The 22,687-nt window shown below is 38.5% G+C and carries 20 protein-coding genes, 2 tRNA genes and 1 pseudogene; 6 read left to right on the forward strand and 17 right to left on the reverse strand.

The genetic code is table 11. The features are described 5' to 3' along the window. Positions 1-76: 76 nt before the first annotated feature. Positions 77-628 (reverse strand): 1-acyl-sn-glycerol-3-phosphate acyltransferase, encoded by a 552-nt coding sequence (locus H0S58_RS09365; RefSeq protein ID WP_195727592.1) that lies wholly within the window; start codon positions 626-628, stop codon positions 77-79. A 283-nt stretch (positions 629-911) separates the two neighbouring features. Here H0S58_RS09365 and H0S58_RS09370 point away from each other — a divergent pair, with 283 nt between their 5' ends. Both H0S58_RS09370 and H0S58_RS09375 read left to right on the forward strand, forming a co-directional pair. Beyond that, positions 912-1,403, forward strand: coding sequence for a copper resistance protein NlpE (locus tag H0S58_RS09370; protein ID WP_195726370.1), 492 nt, complete (start codon positions 912-914; stop codon positions 1,401-1,403). Between the two features lie 169 nt (positions 1,404-1,572). Continuing rightward, the gene (locus tag H0S58_RS09375; RefSeq protein WP_195726371.1) at positions 1,573-2,325 is read left to right on the forward strand and encodes a copper resistance protein NlpE N-terminal domain-containing protein; all 753 of its coding nucleotides are present in this window, start codon (positions 1,573-1,575) and stop codon (positions 2,323-2,325) included. A gap of 67 nt (positions 2,326-2,392) precedes the next feature. On the opposite strand, the gene groL is transcribed toward H0S58_RS09375, so the two are convergent. The 4 genes from groL to H0S58_RS09395 all read right to left on the reverse strand — a co-directional run bounded on the left by groL (position 2,393) and on the right by H0S58_RS09395 (position 6,455). Further along, the gene (groL, locus tag H0S58_RS09380; RefSeq protein WP_053579861.1) at positions 2,393-4,027 is read right to left on the reverse strand and encodes a chaperonin GroEL; all 1,635 of its coding nucleotides are present in this window, start codon (positions 4,025-4,027) and stop codon (positions 2,393-2,395) included. Between the two features lie 74 nt (positions 4,028-4,101). After that, on the reverse strand, positions 4,102-4,392 hold the full coding sequence (groES, locus tag H0S58_RS09385; RefSeq protein WP_053579860.1) for a co-chaperone GroES: 291 nt from the start codon (positions 4,390-4,392) through the stop codon (positions 4,102-4,104). A gap of 379 nt (positions 4,393-4,771) precedes the next feature. Continuing rightward, positions 4,772-5,536 (reverse strand): metallophosphoesterase family protein, encoded by a 765-nt coding sequence (locus H0S58_RS09390; RefSeq protein WP_195726372.1) that lies wholly within the window; start codon positions 5,534-5,536, stop codon positions 4,772-4,774. Continuing rightward, entirely contained in the window at positions 5,517-6,455 is a 939-nt protein-coding gene (locus H0S58_RS09395) for a diacylglycerol/lipid kinase family protein (RefSeq protein WP_053579858.1), read from the reverse strand. The genes H0S58_RS09390 and H0S58_RS09395 overlap by 20 nt, the downstream gene beginning before the upstream one ends. A 417-nt stretch (positions 6,456-6,872) precedes the next feature. On the opposite strand from H0S58_RS09395, the gene H0S58_RS09400 reads away from it, so the two are divergent. Then, the gene (locus tag H0S58_RS09400; RefSeq protein ID WP_092717616.1) at positions 6,873-8,705 is read left to right on the forward strand and encodes a phosphoenolpyruvate carboxykinase (GTP); all 1,833 of its coding nucleotides are present in this window, start codon (positions 6,873-6,875) and stop codon (positions 8,703-8,705) included. Between the two features lie 82 nt (positions 8,706-8,787). On the opposite strand, the gene glpD is transcribed toward H0S58_RS09400, so the two are convergent. From glpD to glpK, 3 genes are all read right to left on the reverse strand, one after another. After that, on the reverse strand, positions 8,788-10,320 hold the full coding sequence (gene glpD / locus H0S58_RS09405; RefSeq protein ID WP_195726373.1) for a glycerol-3-phosphate dehydrogenase: 1,533 nt from the start codon (positions 10,318-10,320) through the stop codon (positions 8,788-8,790). 145 nt (positions 10,321-10,465) lie between these two features. Then, positions 10,466-11,230 (reverse strand): DeoR/GlpR family DNA-binding transcription regulator, encoded by a 765-nt coding sequence (locus tag H0S58_RS09410; protein ID WP_092717612.1) that lies wholly within the window; start codon positions 11,228-11,230, stop codon positions 10,466-10,468. A gap of 273 nt (positions 11,231-11,503) precedes the next feature. Further along, positions 11,504-13,012 (reverse strand): glycerol kinase GlpK, encoded by a 1,509-nt coding sequence (gene glpK, locus H0S58_RS09415; RefSeq protein ID WP_053579854.1) that lies wholly within the window; start codon positions 13,010-13,012, stop codon positions 11,504-11,506. A 344-nt stretch (positions 13,013-13,356) separates the two neighbouring features. Between glpK and H0S58_RS09420 the strand changes: the two genes are divergently transcribed. Next, complete coding sequence (locus tag H0S58_RS09420) at positions 13,357-13,782, forward strand: hypothetical protein (protein ID WP_195726374.1); 426 nt, start codon at positions 13,357-13,359, stop codon at positions 13,780-13,782. Between the two features lie 27 nt (positions 13,783-13,809). On the opposite strand, the gene H0S58_RS09425 is transcribed toward H0S58_RS09420, so the two are convergent. Then, complete coding sequence (locus H0S58_RS09425) at positions 13,810-14,478, reverse strand: class I SAM-dependent methyltransferase (protein ID WP_195726375.1); 669 nt, start codon at positions 14,476-14,478, stop codon at positions 13,810-13,812. A gap of 270 nt (positions 14,479-14,748) precedes the next feature. Next, positions 14,749-15,597, reverse strand: a complete 849-nt coding sequence (gene folD / locus H0S58_RS09430; RefSeq protein ID WP_195726376.1) for a bifunctional methylenetetrahydrofolate dehydrogenase/methenyltetrahydrofolate cyclohydrolase FolD — start codon at positions 15,595-15,597, stop codon at positions 14,749-14,751. A 151-nt stretch (positions 15,598-15,748) separates the two neighbouring features. Here folD and H0S58_RS09435 point away from each other — a divergent pair. Both H0S58_RS09435 and H0S58_RS09440 read left to right on the forward strand, forming a co-directional pair. Next, positions 15,749-15,822: transfer RNA gene (locus tag H0S58_RS09435), tRNA-Cys, on the forward strand. Between the two features lie 12 nt (positions 15,823-15,834). Then, positions 15,835-15,920, forward strand: a tRNA-Leu gene (locus H0S58_RS09440). A gap of 138 nt (positions 15,921-16,058) precedes the next feature. Here the strand turns inward: H0S58_RS09440 and H0S58_RS09445 are convergent. The 7 genes and pseudogenes from H0S58_RS09445 to cysD all read right to left on the reverse strand — a co-directional run bounded on the left by H0S58_RS09445 (position 16,059) and on the right by cysD (position 22,460). Further along, a pseudogene (locus tag H0S58_RS09445) lies at positions 16,059-16,967 on the reverse strand (helix-turn-helix transcriptional regulator). Between the two features lie 193 nt (positions 16,968-17,160). After that, complete coding sequence (locus H0S58_RS09450) at positions 17,161-17,340, reverse strand: hypothetical protein (protein WP_195726377.1); 180 nt, start codon at positions 17,338-17,340, stop codon at positions 17,161-17,163. A 201-nt stretch (positions 17,341-17,541) separates the two neighbouring features. Further along, positions 17,542-18,534 carry an NAD(P)H-quinone oxidoreductase gene (locus H0S58_RS09455; protein ID WP_195726378.1) on the reverse strand — a complete coding sequence of 331 codons (993 nt, stop codon included), beginning with the start codon at positions 18,532-18,534 and terminating at the stop codon, positions 17,542-17,544. Between the two features lie 260 nt (positions 18,535-18,794). Further along, positions 18,795-19,265 carry a transposase family protein gene (locus tag H0S58_RS13965; protein ID WP_265088219.1) on the reverse strand — a complete coding sequence of 157 codons (471 nt, stop codon included), beginning with the start codon at positions 19,263-19,265 and terminating at the stop codon, positions 18,795-18,797. Beyond that, complete coding sequence (locus H0S58_RS13970) at positions 19,213-19,671, reverse strand: transposase family protein (protein WP_265088218.1); 459 nt, start codon at positions 19,669-19,671, stop codon at positions 19,213-19,215. The genes H0S58_RS13965 and H0S58_RS13970 overlap by 53 nt, the downstream gene beginning before the upstream one ends. Before the next feature lie 217 nt (positions 19,672-19,888). After that, the gene (gene cysN, locus H0S58_RS09465) at positions 19,889-21,505 is read right to left on the reverse strand and encodes a sulfate adenylyltransferase subunit CysN (protein WP_195726379.1); all 1,617 of its coding nucleotides are present in this window, start codon (positions 21,503-21,505) and stop codon (positions 19,889-19,891) included. 46 nt (positions 21,506-21,551) lie between these two features. Continuing rightward, positions 21,552-22,460 (reverse strand): sulfate adenylyltransferase subunit CysD, encoded by a 909-nt coding sequence (gene cysD / locus H0S58_RS09470; protein WP_171250383.1) that lies wholly within the window; start codon positions 22,458-22,460, stop codon positions 21,552-21,554. Positions 22,461-22,687: the final 227 nt, after the last annotated feature.

Here is a 22,687-nt window from a genome sequence, read left to right on the forward strand (position 1 = left end):
TTTTTTTAATATGAGCTAAGTAGAAGACAGGAATAAATCCCTGTCTATTTTACGCTTAAGATCTTAATTTAAGATCTTAATTTTTAGAGTGATAACGGATATCCACACTGAAATTTTCAGGAAATTTAGCATGAATTTGGTCATAAAAAGACATAATTTCAGCCATGTCTTTCTCATAATTCCCAGTAGGATAAACAATTTTTCCTACTCCGGTTTTCTTTTTCTGATAGTCCATATAGGCTAAAGCAATCGGAACACCTGCAGTTATTGCCACATGATAAAATCCAGTTTTCCATTGTTCTTGTTTTGCGCGTGTCGCTTCAGGGGTAACCAACATGACTAACTTTGGATGCTGTTTAAATAAATCAGCCATCAGCTCGACCATACTAGGACGTGCTTCTCCTTCATTTTTAGGTGTCCGATTGATCCCTATCCCACCCATTGCGCGAACAAATGGACCAAATGGTAACTTCATATAACTGTCTTTAATGGTTAAACGCACATGCCCCCCTAATGCCTTTAGTGCTAGACGTGCATACAATGCATCCCAATTACTGGTATGCGGTGCTGCAATCATGACACATTGGTCTAAATCAAGTGGCCAATGATTATCAAGCTCCCACCCCATTAAATTTAAACTTTGTTCAGCCAGCTTTTCGAACACAAAAAATACCACGCTTAAATAAACAGCGCAGATATTAGCAATATCTTTTAAAAATGCAAACTAATCTAGATTTTTCACCTTTTACTTGATGATACGATATAGTCAAACACTACTTTATCTGTCTCTAAAATAAGTAAGAATGAGCACATGCAATACAAAGTACAAACATAAGCTCTATTTAATGAATTTACTTTTTTCGGTAGCCTTTAATTTGCAAACAGTATTGAAATAAATAAGGAATATACTGATGAAAAAAATAATGTTGCTGGTTTCTTTTAGCATTCTGGCATTGACCGCTTGTAGCAAACCCAATACGGATACGCAGAACATAAATCAAGCACCTGAACAGACGGCTACTCAAGTTAGTGAGAATACAACAACTCATTCACAAATCACTCCTACAGGTGACCAAGCAGAACATTCACTTGACTGGGCTGGCGAGTACAAAGGTGTATTCCCTTGCGCCGATTGCGAGGGCATCGAGACAGAACTTGAATTAAAAACAGACAAAACCTACGAATTAACTGAAGAATATTTAGGCAAAGGGACTGGGAATGAATTTAAGGTCAAAGGGACTTTTAGTTTTGACAACAATCATCCCTCTATGATTAGTCTCGACAAAGCGGGTGAAAATCGTAAATTTTTCATTGGTGAAAATTTTGCTGAAGCACGTGATCGGGATACAGGTGAAGCAAGCAATTCAAAATTAAACTACAAATTGCAAAAACAAATGCAATAATTTTTAAATCACTCTTTCGAGTTTAAGAAAAGCCTGTAATAAGGCTTTTTTTACGATAGAACCGTTATGATTTGCTACAAATAAACCCTCATTTAATCACTTTATAGTAGCGAATGTGGCGATTCCCGATTATGTTTAGAAAAAACAGCGTCAATTGAATAAGGTGATTATGCAAAAAATAAAGATTACACTGGGTTTTCTTTCTCTCCTGCTGTTAAATAGTTGCGATAAATCTACGACATCCAATCTACAAAAAAACAATAAAGATCATCCTGAACATTTAGAAACACAGATTCAAACTCCTGAATGGGCCGCGCAGTATCAAGCATTTATTCCTTGTGATAAGTGTGAAAAAAGGTGGATGTCATTGCAACTTTACTCCGATATGACTTACACCCTTAAAGAAGTAAGTTTCTTAAAGCAAAAAAACAGCCATAAAACGTCTATGGGTACGCTAAGTTTTGACTCTGAAAATGCCAAAATAATACAATTAACTGAAGCTGAAACACAAAATATCTATTATTTTTATTTACGCCCTGATGCCATAGAACCTCTTGATAATCATAAGAAATCATTAGATTCTGCTGGTCACTATCAACTTACAAAAGTAGAGAATATTGAAGTAAACAATGCACTTAAATATGTGGATATACAGGCAAATTTATATAAGTCAGAAAAATTATTGTTAGATTCAGTCAACTATATAAAATTAAGTTATTTTTTTGAAATAGATAATCATTCAGATAATGTCATCAAATTAAAAGCCAAGGATATTGTATTGGTAGATCATAAATACAATGAATATATTGCAAATTTTGAAAATGACCCACTGATCTCTATTCAGCCCAAGACAGCTGATTATCAACTCATCTCATTTCTTTATCCTGAAACCAGTTCACCTGCTTATATTAATATTAAATGATTTAACGTTAAAAATAAAAACCCCTGCTTTAAGCAGGGGTTTTTATCAATTTACTGACGCGTATGAATTACATCATACCGCCCATTCCACCCATACCGCCCATATCAGGCATTGCAGCTTTGTCTTCTGGAATATCTGTAATCATACATTCCGTCGTCAACATTAATGCAGCAACCGATGCAGCATGTTCAAGCGCAGAACGTGTTACTTTAGCTGGATCCAAAATACCCATCTCAAGCATATCGCCATATTCGCCAGTAGCTGCATTATAACCGAAGTTACCTTCGCCATTTTTAACAGCATTAATAACCACTGAAGGCTCATCGCCTGCGTTGGCTACGATTTGACGTAGTGGCGCTTCTATTGCACGACGTAAAATATTGATACCCGCATTTTGGTCATCATTAATACCAACTAGACCATCAAGTGCTTTAGCTGCACGTACTAGCGCAACACCACCACCAGCAACTACACCTTCTTCAACCGCAGCACGTGTTGCATGAAGAGCATCATCTACACGGTCTTTTTTCTCTTTCATTTCAACTTCAGTTGCAGCACCAATCTTGATAACTGCAACACCGCCTGCCAATTTAGCCACACGTTCTTGAAGTTTTTCTTTATCATATTCTGAAGAAGACTCTTCAATTTGTGCACGAATCTGTTGAACACGATCAGAGATTTGAGCAGCATTACCTGCGCCGTCTACAAGCACGGTATTTTCTTTAGACACAGTCACTTTATGCGCTGTACCCAAATGTTCTAATGTTGCTTGTTCAAGTGACATGCCAATCTCTTCAGAGATCACCGTACCGCCGGTCAAAATCGCGATATCTTGAAGCATTGCTTTACGACGGTCACCAAAACCAGGTGCTTTTACTGCACATACTTTGATAATACCGCGCATGTTATTTACAACAAGAGTAGCCAACGCTTCGCCTTCAACATCTTCTGAAATAATGAGAAGCGGTTTACCCGTTTTTGCTACAGCTTCGAGAACTGTAATCAATTCACGAATGTTGCTAATTTTTTTATCAACAAGCAGGATAAACGGATTTTCAAGTTCAGCTGTTAAAGTGTCTTGTTTGTTGGCAAAGTACGGGCTGATATAACCACGGTCAAACTGCATACCTTCAACCACGTCCAAAGAATCTTCAAAGCCTGAACCTTCTTCAACCGTAATTACACCTTCTTTACCTACACGTTCCATAGCTTCTGCAATCAATTTACCTACAGTGGTATCTGAGTTAGCAGAAATTGAACCCACTTGTTCAATCGCTTTAGTGTCTGAAGCAGGTTTAGCGGTTGCTTTAATATTTTCAACAACGGCACGAACAGCCAAATCAATACCACGTTTCAAATCCATTGGGTTCATACCCGCAGTTACTGATTTGATACCTTCATTTAAAATAGCTTGAGCAAGGACAGTTGCAGTTGTTGTACCATCACCAGCAATGTCATTGGTTTTTGAAGAAACTTCACGAACCAATTGCGCGCCCATATTTTCAAATTTGTCTGCAAGTGTAATTTCTTTGGCAACTGTTACGCCATCTTTAGTGATATGCGGTGCACCAAAAGAACGATCAATTACTACGTTACGACCTTTAGGGCCTAAAGTCACTTTTACCGCGTCTGCAAGTACGTTTACGCCTGCAATCATTTTACTACGCGCTGAATCACCAAATTTTACGTCTTTAGCTGACATAACTTACTCCAAATATTTTTAATTTTTAACAATCTGATTCAATGAAAATGATCTGACTTTTGCTGAGTTAAGGATTAACCTTCAAGAACAGCTAAAATATCAGACTCTTTCATAATCAATAATTCTTCACCTTGTACTTTTACTGTTGTGCCTGCATAAGTACCAAACAATACTTTGTCACCAACTTTTACGTCTAATGCGCGAACGCCATTATCTGTAATTTGACCATTACCAACTGCAATAACTTCACCTTGAGCTGGTTTTTCAGCAGCAGAACCTGGAAGTAAAATACCACCCGCAGTTTTAGTTTCTTCTTCAACACGACGAATAACTACGCGATCATGCAATGGACGAATATTGCTCATTTGAAACTCCATCAGACTTAAGTCTTTTATAGTGAAATGATGATGAGGTCTTGTATTCCATTCGATCATCATCAAAATAATTTCGATGACACTTTTGTGGGGATGGAAAAAAACGCTTCAAGGGTAAAATCAAAAAATATTTATATTTTTGTACTTTTTTTAATCAATTCTGCATATTTTTAAATTAAATTCTTTATTCAGTGTTTTTTAATGCTTTTCTTCCTCCGCAAAAGCCTATTTATGCGCTCTCACACATCAACTTTAATCAGAGTGAATTGATCAATATAATTGGGCTACTACACATTGAGCATGATGATAAAAAGCGCTTTATGTTAAAGGATGAATAGGGAGAAATGCTTGATTGATAGACATCGTTTTTTCAATATTTTTTAATCACAAACTCTTGTTGTTGTGGATCAAAATAAAAATGCTGTACTTCCGCATTGGAGTAAATGACATTCAAACTATTCGGCAAGCCATGATGCAACCGATAGGATGTTGCCGTCCCTGCATGAATATCCATTACACGATGATTGACGCCTAAATTATAAATTTGATTGAGGTCATAGACTGCAGATTGATGTAGATGTCCATGTAACAATCCATTTAAACCATTTTTACTCCAAGAGCTTAAAGCCATACGCCCAAGCATCGGACAATCTTTCACCCCATGCGGATCATCGGGTGGCGTATAAAAAGGTTGATGAGCAACGATCAGCTTTATTTTATCGGAAGGTGCTTGTTTTAATAATTGATCAATCTGCTGAATTTGCTTTAAAGAAATGTGACCCCGAGTGTGGTAACGACGTCGAATACTATTCACCCCAATCAGATAAAAATTTGCTGTTTCTAATGTTTTTTCCATTCTGCCAAAAAACATTTCATAACGCATAAATGGGCTAAAAATACGATTCCAAATATGATACAAAGGAATATCATGATTACCTGGAACCACCAAATATGGTAGATTTAAGCTTTCCAAAAATTGCCTACAATCATAAAACTGCTTATAACGTGCGCGTTGCGTCAAATCACCGCTCACTACGACTGCCTCGGGTTGATGTTCCAAGCAAAACTTACGAATAGCCGCCATACAATCCGACTTTTCTGTACCAAAATGCAAGTCAGACAAATGTAAAATCATTAGGCACCATAATTTTTAAAGCATTTTTACGAACAGAAATGTTCAGAGGGGGTTTCATTTCAACAATTTCACCATCCAGTGCAACCGTCAATTTTTTTCGTTTTGAATGGATGGTAACGGTATCAGCAGAAAAACTATAAACATCCGATGCCTGCTCTAAATTCCCTTTGATCAATTGCCATAACGTTTTAAATAATGTGCGCTTATCACTTTTAGCCACAACCACTCCTGCCACCATGCCTTTTTCAGCACATTCAGCAATACGTAAATTCATGTCTGCAAGTTGCAATTGATTATTGCCAAAAAAAATCAGTGGCGTTTTTACGGGGTATTTCTTGCCATCGATATCAACTTCCAACTTTAATTCTTTACGATCACGAATCAGCACATCCAAAGCAGAAGTATAAGCATTTAAAGGAAAGCGACCAAAATGCTGATTATAAAGTTCACGTTTTTGAATAAATAAAGGGTATAAACCCAAACTGGCATTATTTAAATAAATATGTTGATTAATTTGGGCGATATGCACCGCGTGTGCATGCCCTGTTGCAATGACCTCTGCCGCTTTTAATACATCCAAAGGAATATTTAATAAGCGCGCCACATAATTAAATGTACCAAGTGGCAAAATACCCATCGGAATATTGGTTCCCATGAGTTTGGCCGCCACAGCATTTAAAGTACCATCACCTCCAGCTGCAACCACGACCCCTAAATTTTCATCTTGCTGATGACGTGTAATAATTTTTTTCATTAAATCATCAAAATCACTCGCTTCACCAATTTCATAGGCTTGAATTTCGTAACCATATTCAGTTAAACACGTGATAAGTTGCTCGTAAACCTCATCCTTATTGGTTGCATGGAAGCCGGACTTTTGATTATAAAGTAGCGATAAGGGTTTAAAGGGAGCGGACATGTTTTAAACCTATTTCAAGTAGTTGCTCTAATTTTGTCCAATTTATCAACAATTAAAAGCATTGTTATGTAAAATTCGAATAATTTTGATTCATTTAATCAATAATAATTCTCATAAAAAAAATTAATCTAAATGCTTGTTTTAAAAAAACATAACCAAAATAAATATTACTCATTAAAATAATAAATATATAAAAAAAGCGAGACAAAACCTCATAATCCATTGTTAAATATAAATTAAATCTAAATTAAATAAAAAATTACCTTCAATTGATAATACCGCTTTAGTCTTATTTTTTTCATGATTTTATGCTTTAATACAGCCACTTTTTTTCATACATAAAATCTGAATGGTGTATCCCATCATTTAGATGATTATTTGTACATACAACTGTACACATTTGAGATAGGCCTCACCATGACCCAAGTGAACGCACCAGAATTCGTTCGTCACCCTAAGCTTATTGCCTGGGTTGAAGAAATTGCAAAATTAACGAAACCAGCAAAGATTGAATGGTGTGACGGTAGCGCAGAAGAATATCAACGTTATATCGACTTGATGATCGCTAACGGCACCATGCAAGCGCTTAACCAAGACAAGCACCCTGGTTCTTACTTAGCAAATTCTGATCCTTCTGATGTTGCTCGTGTTGAAGGTCGTACTTATATTTGTTCTGAAAACCAAGAAGACGCAGGCGCAACCAACAACTGGGAAGCACCAGCTGAAATGCGTACTCGCTTAAATGGTTTATTTGAAGGTTCAATGAAAGGACGTACTTTATACGTTGTGCCTTTCTCTATGGGTCCTTTAGGTTCACATATTGCCCACATTGGTATCGAATTGACTGACTCTCCTTATGTGGCTGTCAGCATGTCGAAAATGGCTCGTATGGGTAAAGCTGTTTATGATGTTTTAGGTACAGATGGCGAGTTTATTCCATGTGTACACACTGTGGGCGCTCCGCTTGAAGCTGATCAAAAAGACGTTGCATGGCCTTGCAATCCTGAAAAATATATCGTGCATTATCCAGAAACACGTGAAATCTGGTCTTATGGTTCAGGTTACGGCGGCAATGCATTATTAGGTAAAAAATGTCTAGCTTTACGTATTGCATCGGCTATGGGTCGTCAACAAGGCTGGTTAGCTGAACATATGTTAATCCTTGGCGTGACCAATCCACAAGGTGAAAAACATTATATCGCAGCTGCATTCCCTTCTGCGTGTGGTAAAACCAACTTTGCAATGCTCATTCCACCAGCAGGTTATGAAGGTTGGAAAATCGAAACTGTCGGTGACGATATTGCTTGGATTAAACCAGGTGAAGATGGTCGTTTATACGCGATTAACCCTGAAGCAGGTTTCTTCGGTGTTGCACCAGGCACAAACACCAAGACCAATCCAAACTGCATGGCAACTTTAAATAAAGATGTCATTTACACCAACGTTGCAGTAACCGATAACGGTGAAGTATGGTGGGAAGGTTTGACCAAAGAAGCACCAGCTAACCTAACCAACTGGAAAGGTCAGCCACATGTAGCGGGTGAAAAAGCGGCGCATCCAAATGCGCGCTTCACAGTAGCTGCGGGTCAATGTCCATCTATTGATGCTGACTGGGAAAATCCAGCAGGTGTACCAATTTCTGCCTTCATTTTCGGTGGTCGTCGTGCAGATACAGTACCTTTAGTGTCTGAAGCATTTGACTGGGTAGATGGCGTTTATAAAGCAGCAACAATGGGTTCTGAAACGACTGCTGCTGCTGTTGGTCAACAAGGTATTGTACGTCGTGATCCGTTTGCGATGCTTCCATTTGCTGGCTATAACATGGCAGATTATTTTAGCCATTGGTTAGAGCTTGGTGAACAAGTTGGTGCAAAAGCTGAAGCTGCTGGCAACAAACTTCCTAAAATTTTCAATGTAAACTGGTTCCGTCGTGATGCTGAAGGTAACTTCGTATGGCCTGGTTTTGGTCAAAACATGCGTGTTCTTGAGTGGATGATTGATCGTTGTGAAGGCCGTGCTGATGCCGTTGAAACGCCAATTGGTTTAGTTCCAACTTACGAACAATTGAACTGGTCAGGTATCGATTTCTCTAAAGAGCAATTCAATACTGTGACAGCGCAAGACAAAGAACAGTGGATTAAAGAATTGGAAAGCCACACTGAATTGTTTAGCAAACTTGGTGAGCGCTTGCCTGCTGCACTTAAAACTCGTCAAAATGAACTTTTAGAAGCAGTTAAAACTTCTGTTTAATTACTGATGAATACCATAAAAGGCCGCTTATTTGCGGCCTTTTTATTTTTAGATGATTTAAGATTAAAGCTTGATCTGAGTATTAAGCTGCAATTTCTTGCGATCGACGCTTATGACTCTCGACTAAATACTCATCCAACCCTTCAACTTGATCTGGCTCAAATTCCAAATAAAGTTTGGTGCGACGCTTTAAAATATCTTCACTCAGTACAGCCCATTCTTGATCGATCAAATAATCAACTTCTTTGGCAAATAAACCATGCCCAAAATTCTGACCCAACTCAGTTACAGAATGAACCGCTCCCACGATCTGCCAAATACGTGAGCCATACGCAGACGCCCAACGATTTGTTAAGGCTTCAGGTGCATCTGTAATCTGTTGCTGAATTTTTTCTGCTAACTCCTCTACCGTTCCCATCTGCTCGCCCCCTGGTAAAGAATGATGAGCCGTCCATTTACCCTGCATGTGTGGAAAAAAAGGTTTTAATTGTAGAAGTGCAGATTCAGCCAACTTACGATAAGTTGTCAGTTTTCCACCAAATACAGATAAAAGTGGTGCTTCTCCCTTTTGTACTTTCGACAAGGCCAAAGTATAGTCACGGGTAATGGCAGAAGGGTTATCTGACTCATCATCACATAATGGTCTCACGCCTGCAAAAGTACTGATAATATCTTGATGCTTGAGCTGTTTCTTAAAATGCGCATTACTTACACTGAGCAAATAATCAATCTCCTCAGTACTAATTTGAACCAAAGCGGGATCACCTGAATATTCACGATCCGTTGTTCCAATCATGGTGAATTTATCTAAATAAGGAATTGCAAAAATGATACGACGATCATCATTTTGCATGATAAAGGCTTTATCCCCATCAAACAATTTAGGCACAATAATGTGACTACCTTGAATTAATCGAATACCATAAGGCGATTTCAAATGTAAGTCTTCACGGATGAATTTTGCGACCCAAGGCCCTGCTGCATTGACCAAAGCTTTGGCTTTAATCTGATATTTGCCCTGTTGTTTGCTTTCCAAATGGACTACCCAAAATTCATTTTCACGATGTGCTGAGATACAACGGGTACGCGTTACAACATTTGCGCCTTTTTCACGTGCTTGTACCGCATTTAAAACCACCAAACGCGCATCATCCACTGCACAATCTGAATATTCAAAGCCTTGCGTAATCGCTGCATTTAGCGGGCTATCTGCTTTAAAATATACGTTGTTTGACCCCAGTAATTTTTTACGCTTACCCAAATGGTCATAAAAAAATAAACCTGTACGAATCAACCATGCAGGACGTAAATGTGGACGATGCGGCATAATAAAACGCATAGGTCGAATCACATGCGGTGCTTTTTCTAATAAAACTTCACGTTCAGCAAGCGCTTCACGCACCAAACGAAATTCTTTATGTTCCAAATAGCGTAAACCGCCATGAATCAGTTTACTACTGGCAGATGAAGTATGACTGGCTAAGTCATCTTGTTCGCATAAAAAAACCGATAAGCCACGACCTGCTGCATCTACAGCAATGCCCACCCCATTAATTCCACCACCAATAATTGCGAGGTCATAAATTTTTTCATTTACGTGCGTAGATGTGTTCATATTAGACCCCTATATTTTCATTATTTTTCAATTATGAAAATTTAAACATTATTTTTAAAATAAAACAATAAGAAACACGATAATTTGGATTAAAAACGAATGTTTTTTTGATCATTAAAATTCTATTATATTCGAAATTGAATATTTACGATTCAGCAATACTTAATATTACACCTGATTCTTGAATGATTTTATTATATTTTGCTTCAGGCATACAGTCTGTGAATAGTCGATCGACTTCACTTAAAACACCTAAACGGTTCATGGCATTACGTCCAAATTTACTATGATCCGCAGCCAGAAAAACATGCCGAGCACCCAAAATAATTTGTTGTGAAACACAAACTTCCTGAAAATCGAAGTCTAGTAATGTTCCGTCTTCATCAATTCCACTGATGCCAACCAACGCATAATCAACTTTAAATTGTTTGAAAAATTCCGCTGTTGCTTGTCCAATCACCCCCCCATCTGGGCGAACTTGACCACTGGCGATGAGCACTTCAAAATCTGCTTTGGCACTCAAGATTTTAGCCACGTTCAAATTATTGGTAATGACTTTTAAGCCTTGATGATTTAAGAGTGCATGAGCAATTGCTTCAGTCGTGGTGCCAATATTAATAAACAAAGATGCATGATCAGGGACTGCTGCAGCCACAGCTTCAGCAATTCGATGCTTTTCTTCTGATTGTTGACCAGCACGCATGATGTAAGTGGTATTTTCTACACTTGAATCAGAAGATGCAGCTCCACCATGGTAACGCTTCAATAGTCCAGCATCTGCAAGCTGATTAATATCACGACGTATCGTTTGTGGCGTGACATCAAAATGCTGTGCAAGCTCATCAATGCTGATATAACCACGTTCTCGAACCAAATCGAGTGTTTGCTGTTGACGAAGCATCAAACTCACTGCTTTATCCTTATTTGATTAAAAAAACATGAGGCTCTGTTAATATTTTGGCTATACAAGAGCTTATCGGTGAAAATGCCTTAGATAAAACATGAATCCAGATCATCTTGACCTTGTGATCACGTTTTATCACACCTCATAAAGGGAAATCTTAGCCAAACCTAAGCAATAAAAATACTGTATCACTTTCATAAATACGTCTTGGAAAACTACAAAGACGACCATCCTAAACATAGGTAAAAGATCAATAGGCTTTAAATTAGATGATAAAAATTAATCTTCTGCCCAGTTTCTTGTTCGGCCGACTGCTTTTAACCACCCCTTATACATTTTTTCAGTCGTTTCCAGACAGTATTGAGGTTTAAAAACGCGTTCAATTGCCGTTTTCTTTTTAATTTCTTGTAAGTCTGACCAAAAACCAGTCGCTAAACCCGCTAAAAATGCTGCTCCTAAAGCAGTTGTTTCTTTCATCTCCAAACGCTCTACAGATGTTCCTAAAATATCAGCCTGAAATTGCATTAAGAAATTATTGCCTGTTGCACCACCATCTACACGTAAGGTTTTCAGTTTTTCACAGGCGTCCTGCTGCATAGCATCCAGTACATCTCGAGTTTGATAAGCAATCGACTCTAATGTTGCCCGAATAATATGTTCCATGCTGACACCACGGGTAATTCCCAAAATAGCTCCCCGCGCAGTCGGATCCCAATAAGGTGCCCCAAGTCCAGTAAAGGCAGGTACAACATATACCCCATTACTGTCTTTAACTTTGTTGGCATAGTATTCAGAATCATGTGAATCATTAATCACTCTTAATTCATCGCGTAGCCATTGAACACATGAACCACCATTAAAAACAGCCCCTTCAAGCGCATAATTAACCTCTCCTTTTGCACCACAGGCGATCGTGGTTAAAAGCCCATGTTTGGAATGGATAATTTTCTTGCCTGTATTCATCAGCAAAAAACATCCAGTCCCATAAGTGTTCTTGGCTTGCCCAGCTTCCACACACATCTGTCCAAACAAGGCAGCTTGTTGATCACCAGCAATACCTGCAATAGGAATACCTACTTCTTGACCACTCACACTTTGGGTATAACCATAAACTTCAGAAGAACTTCTCACTTCAGGCAAAATTTCACGTGGAATATCCAACAGGTTTAACAGCTTTTCATCCCAGTCTAATTTTTGAATATCAAAGAGCATGGTTCTAGATGCATTGGTATAATCTGTGACATGTACTTGCCCATTGGTTAATTTCCAAATGAGCCAAGTATCAATAGTTCCAAATAACAACTCGCCTTTTTTCGCACGCTCGCGACTGCCTTCCACATGATCGAGAATCCATTTAATTTTTGTTCCCGAAAAATATGGATCAATGACCAGTCCAGTGACTTCACGAATATAGTCTTGCCAGCCATCACGCTGTAACTGGCTACAAATGTCAGTACTTTGTCGACTTTGCCAAACAATTGCATTGTAAATTGGCTTGCCCGTTTTTTTGTCCCAGATTACCGTCGTTTCACGTTGATTGGTGATACCAATAGCAGCCACTTGATGACTTTGAATACTGGCTTGAGCCAAGGCTTCTACCCACACTGCACTTTGTGTGGCCCATATTTCCATAGGATCATGCTCGACCCAGCCAGGTTGCGGATAAATTTGCGTAAATTCACGCTGAGCCATGCTAATTACATTTGCATCATGATCTAAAACAATTGCCCGTGAACTTGTAGTCCCTTGATCAAAAGCTACAATATATTTTTTTTGAAGATTTAACATTTTGACCCTATCCCAGCTTACCCATCTCAACTCATTTTATATTTTTATGTACTTGAAGATAAAAATACGCAAAAACAGCCCGATAATAAAACGTCCTTTTCTTTTATATAATCGATGCCTAATGACGCCACCACATAACCAACCCAATCAATAAAGAGTTTAGGCCTTATTGTGTAACAAAACATCCAAAGTATATTCGTAATTTTTCGAAAACGAAAATAAAAAAATGATTTATATATTTTATTACATCATTTCAAATACAGATTAGAAAATTGAGGCTGCTTTCAAGCGATGTAATCGTTAATTTATGCGATACTAAACCAAAGAATAGTAGGAAGTACTTGATGAAAAATTATATTTTATTTTTATTTGTAGGTAGTGCACTGGGTTTAGCCGCTTGTCAAAGTACTCCGCGCCCATATAACGGCAATGTTGGTTATCAAATTGAAAATCAATCTAGCAATTCAGCAACCTTAGCCTACACATTGGCAGGGCGTCAAAATCAAAACATGGACGAGACTAAATTACAGCGGGCTTGTCAAAAAGTTTTAGGGATGAATAAGCAATATACAATAAATATTCTAAGCACGAATGAAATTGCGAATCCTGCCCTACGGACTGAAAAGTTTGGTCGTCAAATTGGACAAAGCCGAACCAGTATTGGCTTAAGCAATACCCCTGATTTACATAATAGCGAAGATTACGCGACTCGACAGGCTTTAGATGCACGTCCAAGTACATTACGCGTAGTTCGTTATACTTGTTCTTAATCGATTATTAAAAAATTAGGATGCAATTTACAGCGTCTTATAAAAACTGACATTCCGAAACTCTTTAGATTCATCCAAATCGGGCCAAGTCGTGGCACTACGTTCCTCTAGTTTTTGGTATTTTGGATGACTAAAGTTTTTCACTCGACTATCTGCCACCCACACCTCTGATGCGAATTTTAAAAATTCATCCAAGAAGTAACGATTGCATTGATCATAGAGTACATCTGCAGCTAGAAGCACATCGACTTGCTCAGCTTGATATAAATCCTCTAAATATTCGAGTTCAACATTATTCAGTTCTGCATTAGCACGACAAGCTTCTAGACTTACCTGATCGATATCACAACAGATGACGCGTTTTGCACCTGCCATTTTCGCAGCAATTGCCACCACTCCAGAACCTGCACCAAAGTCTAAAATAACTTTATCTTTAACATGATGTGGCTCGGCCAACAACCACTGCGCCATAGCTAACCCTGAAGCCCAACAAAAAATCCAATACGGCGTATCATTCCAAATACGAAGAATAACTTCGTCATCTAAACGATCGGTTGGGAATACGGGTGGAATGAGCCACAGTGAAATGGGTGTCTCAGGAAGTTGCTGAGCTAAAAGCTCACAATTTGGAATCACCTCATGCAAGGCTTTGAGCAGATGCTCGGGTGCTGGAGGAAATTGGAAAGTACAGGTCATGGACACTTTATATTTTTTGAATTTTTTAATAAACGCACGACGGGGTCTTACACGTTAAGACGCATGATGTGCATAACCTTCGGTTCGACATACTTTTGTTTCGAAAAAAGTAGGAAAACCATTACCATTTGCTGAACTCGACTGAAACCATCATTTATTTAATGCTTCGCAGAAACATTTTATCGAATTTAGTCCTGCCTCGAACAGCAGCAAATGACGATGTCACGACTCCAAAACCAACATAAAACTGATTTTGGAGTCTTATAAAAATTAACCTAAAGCTTTTTCAGCAGCTTCAACCGTTTGACGAATCAGGGTGGTAATGGTCATTGGCCCTACACCACCCGGAACAGGTGTATAGGCAGAAGCCACATCTTCAATACCCACTAACTGAATATCACCCACACCACCGCCATCACGTGGATGGAAACCGGCATCAACCACCACAGCGCCTTGTTTAATCCAGTCTTTTTGAATCAATTCAGCTTTACCCACCGCACCAACAATAATATCTGCTTGTTTTACAAGTTCTGGAAGATTTTTGGTGCGTGAATGGCAAATCGTGACGGTGGCATTGGCTTGCAGCAACATCGCAGCCATAGGTTTACCCAAAATTGCAGAGCGTCCAACAACCACTGCATGTTGACCTGCAATTTCAATGTTGTTTCCTTTTAAAATCGTCATGATGCCCGCAGGTGTTGCTGAACCATACGCTGCTTCACCCATTGCCATACGGCCAAAGCCAAGACAAGTTACACCATCTACATCTTTTGCTAGCGAGATTGCATCGAAACATGCACGCTCATCAATTTGTTCAGGTACAGGATGTTGCAATAAAATCCCGTGAACATCTGGATTGGCGTTGAGTTTTTCAATTTCTGCCAATAATTGCTCAGTTGTTGTTTCTTTGCCTAACTCAACTTTAAGTGAATCCATACCCACACGACGGCAAGCATTGCCTTTCATGCGTACATAAGTCGCAGATGCACCGTCATCACCGACCAAAATCGTCGCAAGGATTGGGGTACGACCTGTTTTTGCTTTTAACGCTTCTACACGTGTTAGCAAGTCAGCTTCAATTTGTTTTGCCAATGCACGACCATCTAAAACTAATGCCACGGCACATCTCCAAAGTAGATATGAATCAATTTCGCAAATAATACATGATTATTTACTCAATTTTATTCTATATGCCGAATTTATGTGCATCTACACGATTTATAGTATTGTTTTTTTTTCAAAGATTGCTAATATGTGCAACACAAGAGATGGCGGGGTGGCAGAGTGGTCATGCAGCGGACTGCAACTCCGTGTACGCCGGTTCGATTCCGACCTCCGCCTCCAATCTTGTACAATGCCCGAGTGGTGAAATCGGTAGACACAGGGGATTTAAAATCCCCCGCCCACAAAGCGTGCCAGTTCGAGTCTGGCCTCGGGCACCATTTTAATACTTTTTAAAATGGTGCAATAAAAATTCCAGCTTAATGCTGGTTTTTTTATGTCTAGAACTCCTAAATTTAAATAATCAATGACTATAAAAAAAGAGAGCTTATCACCCCCTGATTTTATATGTGCTTGATTCAACCTAAAAAAGGCGCAGATAAATACAGTTTTAAGTCCTGTTCTAATTTTTCTTGAAAATGTGATGGATGAATAATTTTAATATAGGGGATCCAATAACGCACTAAAGGTAAAAGTTGCATTTCATGGCGAATTTGACAACGAACCAGTAGTGCTCCAGTTGTATCTTCTTCCTCTATCGTCTGCTCAGGAAGCAAGTGACGCTGCTTAAAATACAATGCCATTTCTGGACGAACTGAAACCAACACGTCCTGCTTATTTCTACCAAACCAAATCCCCTCATCATCTTCAAGTTGCGCTAAAATATCAGGATCATGTTCAAATTGTGTGGCCATTTGTTGCGTCACGTGATCAATCTTACTTAAACGGTAGGCACGCAATTCCTCTTCAGCCCTGGCAGCTAAATACCAATTGCCTTGATAATGAATTAAGCGATAAGGATATACCGAACGTGGCCTGTTATTATAAGTAAAATGGATTTGCTTACGTTGTTGAATCGCTTCTGCAAGAACTTGAAAATGTGCAGCAAATTGTGCCGCATTTTCAAAATAATAACCTTTTTGCAGAGAAAACCTGACTGGCACGCTCATCCAATAAACCACGTAAAAAAGACATATTTAAGAAGGATAGAGCTCACTTATCCCTGAAAGTTGAGCAAAATTTTGGATATCTTGCAACTTAAAACGCCCTAAATATACAGGGTCAAGTGAATATTTCTTACTATTTTCATCCTGAATTAAAGGTAAGTATGAATTCAAGCGATCAAAATCTCGCTCTATTGTTCGTGTACTCACCTGAAATTCATGAGCCAATTCAACTACACCCAGTTGATATCCCACATTTAATTTGGTTAATATATTTGCTAAACGCTCTGCAAGGCGCTCATGCGTTGAAGCAATACGCTTCATATTCCCTCACTGTACATTTATATATGTACTATTTTTAACCAATACAGGTTGAATCTGTCATTTTTAAATTAGTGACGACATCTTATTCACTAAAATAAAGTAAGTTAAAACTAATTATAATTATTTCAGTTCCCCTAATTCAGTCTAAAAAATACAGACACTTCTGTCTATTCATAATCAAATTTTTTTTCTTTTATTTTTTTGCAGATTTTTGCTGATTTAAACGTTCCATATAACGTTCCAAATGAATCAATGCTTTGTACATTTTATGCAAATCAACATGTAATATACGGTTATAAATAATAGCCTTGTGCAAACGCTTAAGTGCTCGAAAACCTTGTGCACGCGTATATGATGTCGATACTATTTTCACGCTCTACCCTCTAGTGTGTATTACGTTTAACCCAGAAAACCAAATAAATCAGTCAGGTTTAATCTAGAGTGGATGTACACCACACTTTTGACAGGTTGTGTCGAATAGTGATCACTATTTATCAACATTTAGGTTTTTTATCATACTTTTCAATTAAAAAAGCCAAGTATCACTCAGCTTTTCTTTTCTGGCCCACCGCTTTTATATAATTTCTACTACTATTTTGCCCACATGTTCACCCGTATCCATGCATGCATGTGCAGCTTGAATTTGATCAAATTTAAAGGTCTTGTAGATCATGGGTAAGCATTCACCTTTCGCCCAAAATGGCACAACAGTATCTTCTAGGCTTTGAGCAATTGCAGCTTTTTCAGCCGTAGAACGTGCACGCATCGTCGAACCCGTGATGGTCAAACGTTTCATCATGATATGTCCCAGATTAATCTCTTTGGCTTTACGCCCCCCCAAAAAAGCAATATAGACCAAACGCCCATCACGACGCAGCAAATTTAAATTTTTCTCTAAATAAGGTGCACCCACCATATCCAAAATAACATCAACACCTGCATTTTCTGTTTTCTCATTGATGACTTGCTCGAAGTCCTGAGTTTTATAATTAATAGCCGTGGTTAGATGTGAAATTGATTGTACTTTTTCATCAGTACCTACCGTTGCGAAAGTTTTAATGCTTAATGCTTTACACAACATGAGCGCAGTTGTCCCAATGCCACTGGTTCCGCCATGTATAAGTACGGTTTCCCCTTCTTTGGCTTGACCCATTTGAAAGACATTCGCCCAAACAGTAAAGAAGGTTTCGGGAATCGCTGCGGCTTGAGTAAAGCTTACCCCTTCAGGAATACTCAATGTTTGGCTTTCAGGCACGACACAATATTCTGCATAACCACCACCATTGGTTAAACCACAAACTTTGTCACCCACTTTGAATTTAGTGACATCACTTCCTACTGCTTCCACAATGCCTGCAACTTCCAAGCCCGGTACAGGTGTTACACCTTTAGGCATTGGATATAAACCTTGACGTTGCAAGATGTCAGGACGGTTGATTCCAAAGGCATATACTTTTATTAAAACTTCATCTACTTGTGCAATTGGAATAGCGACCGCTTCATAAGCTAATTTTTCTGGGCCACCCGATTCGGTAATGATGACTTGCTGCATAATTTTTTGTGACATGATTGCTTTCCTTATCCGTTACTTTTCAAGTTTATTAAGCTTATTTGAACATAGATCGCGCAAGGAATGAAGTCAGCTCGGACTTATGTCTTAAGCCAATGTATCAAGAAAAATTACTTGTACTTTATCCAAAAAATCATATTATTTTATAATATGATTCGGGAAAAAAAGCAGAACACCATTAAGCTTAGATATTAAAGCCATAAAATATTTAGTTATTCGGCCAAATTGGAATAAACTTATTAGACCTCTTTCATAAATCATTTTTTACTCAGCTCCAAGTTATAGATTCCAGCAATTAAATTGAATCTCAAACCGAGTCTTTTACCTCTATTTCGATAACGCTCAGCAAAGATTTTGAAGGTTTTAAGCCTGCCAAATACATGCTCAATTCCTATTCTTCTTTTATTGATTTCCTGATTATAGATTTTTAGTTCAGGATCCAATTTACAACGTCTTTTGGCTTTTAAAGGTAACAGACTATTCGGATGCAGAGCATAAATACCCTGATAGCCTTTATCTGCAAGAACAAAGGCTTCTGAAGGAATCAGCTTTATGTTTCTTTTAAATAGCTCGAAATCATGTACAGCACCGCGACTGGTACATAAACTCAGTATTTGCTGAGTCTTGTAGTGAATCATGGCCTGTACTTTGAAGGTATGGGTCTTTTTCTTGCCGCTATAGCTTTTCTTCTGTTTTTTTAGGCCTTTGTATTGGGATTTCTGTGGCATCCACGATCACAACATTCCAGTCTATGCCTTCGCCCTCGGGTAAATCTTTGGGTAAATTAAAAAGATTGGACTGAATCAGGCAGTCTTCAACATGACGGACAATTCTTGAGGCTGTGGGCTCTGAAACCCCGTAACTCGTTGCAACGTGAAATAAGGTTCGGTATTCCCGCCAATAGCTTAGACAGAGCAGAATCTGGTCTTCCAGGCTTAACTTGGGCGGTCTGCCTTTAGTAGGAACAAGTTTCTTCAATTGCTCAACCATTAAATAGAAGGTTGACCATGAGATGCCAGTGTATCGCTTGAACTGAGGATCAGAAAGCTTGTTTGAATCGATGTATTTCATCCGCAGATTATGCACGAATGCTAAGAAATCCGGAGTGCAAATATCAACCAAAAAGAAGATCATTTTTTGATTTATGAAAGAGGTCTATTAATCAATCTTTTATTTATCAAAGAATTAAAGTACAACGATGAAGCCTTGATAAGATATCACAATGTTCAATCTAAAAACCAAACCAAGTGAACACTGGGATATTTGAATAATTTAATATTATTCAAATACAAAAATATTAAATACATAAAAAACCCACCGTTAGGTGGGTTTCTTCTAAATCAGCTCATTCTTATAAACGAACCAATTCCACAATTTTCTCAGCCAATTCTTCGACAGACTCTTGCGCGAAGCTTACATCTGTCCCTTCGGCAACAGTCGTAATTACCGCAATACCTGTTTCACGAAGCAATGCAACTTGCGCAGCATCTAAATCAGTTTTCGCAATTGCCACAATCCCCTGCTGAAGCAATAAACTCTCAAGTGCTTGTGCATATTCCAAAGCTTTGATTGATACAGTAATAGACGCAGGTTTTTGACCCAAACGTGCTGCACGATCTTCTGCTGTCACAGGGTTGCTATGTGCAGACCACTCAACAGACTCTTCCACCATACCTGCACCAATCGTTACGTTATTTAAACGATCAATGAAAATAAATGAACCCGTATAGCGGCTCTCTTGGTAACGATCAAATACCACTGGTGCATCAAATTCAACCGTTACATTGGCAATCGCATTTAAATCAAGATGATCTACTTGCATTTGCTCAAGTGTGTTCACGTTAGTACGGTAGTTAATGGCAGTCACTTTCGCAGGAACAGTTTGCGTACCAATTTTGATGTTATACAACTTACCAAGCACAAGTGCGTGATCCGCCATCCACACCACAGTCGCTTTTACAGAACGTGAAATGGTCGGAATACCTTGATCTGCACGTACCAACATATTACCGCGTGAAACATCAATTTCATCATTGAGCGTTAATGTCACTGCTTGACCAGCAAATGCATGTTCAAGATTGCCATCAAAAGTGACAATTTCTTTCACGGTTGAAGACTTACCTGAAGGTAATGCGACAACGGTATCACCTACGTTAATTTCGCCTAACGCAATCGTTCCCGCAAAACCACGGAAATCAAGATTCGGACGGTTGACATATTGCACAGGGAAACGGAAATCACGTTGTGCTGTATCACGGTTAATTTCAACAGATTCAAGCGAACCCATTAAAGTTTGACCTGTGTACCACGGCGTATGTTCAGAAACATTCACCACGTTATCGCCATTTAATGCAGAAATGGGCGTAAAGATGATGTTGCTTGGTTTACGATCACCCAATTGAGCAACGAAACCTGCATATTCCGCTTGAATCTCATTAAAACGTGTTTCAGAGAATTCAACCAAGTCCATTTTGTTGATTGCAACAATAATATTCTTAATTCCCAGCAAACTGGCAATATATGTATGACGACGTGTTTGGGTTTGGACACCATAACGCGCATCAATCAAAATAATTGCAAGGTCACACGTCGACGCACCTGTTGCCATATTACGTGTATATTGCTCATGCCCTGGTGTATCCGCAATAATAAACTTACGTTTTTCCGTCGAGAAATAACGATACGCTACATCAATGGTAATACCCTGTTCACGTTCAGCTTGTAAACCATCTACAAGTAACGCCAAATCTGGTGCATCGCCCGTTGTACCGACTTTTTTCGAGTCACGAGTCACCGCTTGTAATTGATCTTCATAAATCAATTTTGAGTCATAAAGCAGGCGACCAATTAAAGTCGATTTACCATCATCAACATTACCGCACGTTAAAAAGCGCAATAAGTCTTTATTTTCATGTTGTTTTAAATAGCCCAAAATATCTTGGCTAATCAATTCAGATTGATGAGACATTGCTCAAACTCCACAAATGCTTATAAATCGGTTTTAGATCGAAAAATTAGAAGTAACCTTCTTGCTTTTTCTTTTCCATCGAGCCTGCTTCATCATGGTCAATCATACGACCTTGACGTTCAGAACTGGTCGCAAGTAGCATCTCTTGGATAATCTCTGGCAAGGTGTTGGCTGTTGATTCAACTGCACCTGTCAGTGGATAACATCCTAGAGTACGAAAACGTACCGATTTCATTTGTGGAACTTCACCTTCTTTTAAAGGCATACGTTCATCATCAACCATAATGAGTGTACCACTACGTTCAACTACAGGACGTTCTGCAGCTAAATACAAAGGTACCAATGGAATGCTTTCCAAGTAAATGTATTGCCAAATATCAAGCTCGGTCCAGTTTGATAATGGAAACACACGAATACTTTCACCTTTGTTTACTTTACCGTTATAAAGGTTCCAAAGTTCTGGACGTTGATTTTTAGGATCCCAACGATGTTTCGTATCACGGAACGAATATACACGTTCTTTCGCACGTGATTTTTCTTCATCACGACGCGCACCACCGAAGGCTGCATCAAATTTGTACTTATCCAATGCTTGTTTTAAGCCTTGGGTTTTCATAATATCTGTATATTTTGAACTGCCGTGATCAAAGGGATTAATTCCAGCATCTTTGCCTTCTTTGTTTTGATGCACAATCAAATCGAAACCATGGGTTTTCGCCATGTTGTCGCGGAATGTGATCATATCTTTGAACTTCCAGCCTGTATCGACATGCAATAATGGGAAAGGAAGTTTTGCAGGATAAAAGGCTTTCAAGGCAAGATGTAGCATGACTGCAGAATCTTTACCGATAGAATACAACATCACCGGATTTTCAAATTCGGCAGCCACTTCACGGATAATATGAATACTCTCAGCTTCAAGTTGCTTGAGATGAGTAAGTCTTTCCTTATTTATGGACATTGACAACACCAGATCAGATCGACGTGTACTTATTACACTTTTAAAAATATATATTCATTATAAAGATTTAGTTATCACTACTATTGCTTGTTTTATTATATTGATATGCAAAATTGTCATATAAAGTTTCTTAAATAATAAGTATAAGTTTTGATGACTGATCTCTAAGAGATGTTTTTATTTTATCATCAATCATCCTTAAATTATTTCTTTCTAGAAGG

Origin of the sequence: Acinetobacter sp. TTH0-4, assembly GCF_015602665.1 — a bacterium.
In the GTDB taxonomy this organism is placed as follows: Bacteria; Pseudomonadota; Gammaproteobacteria; order Pseudomonadales; family Moraxellaceae; genus Acinetobacter; species Acinetobacter albensis.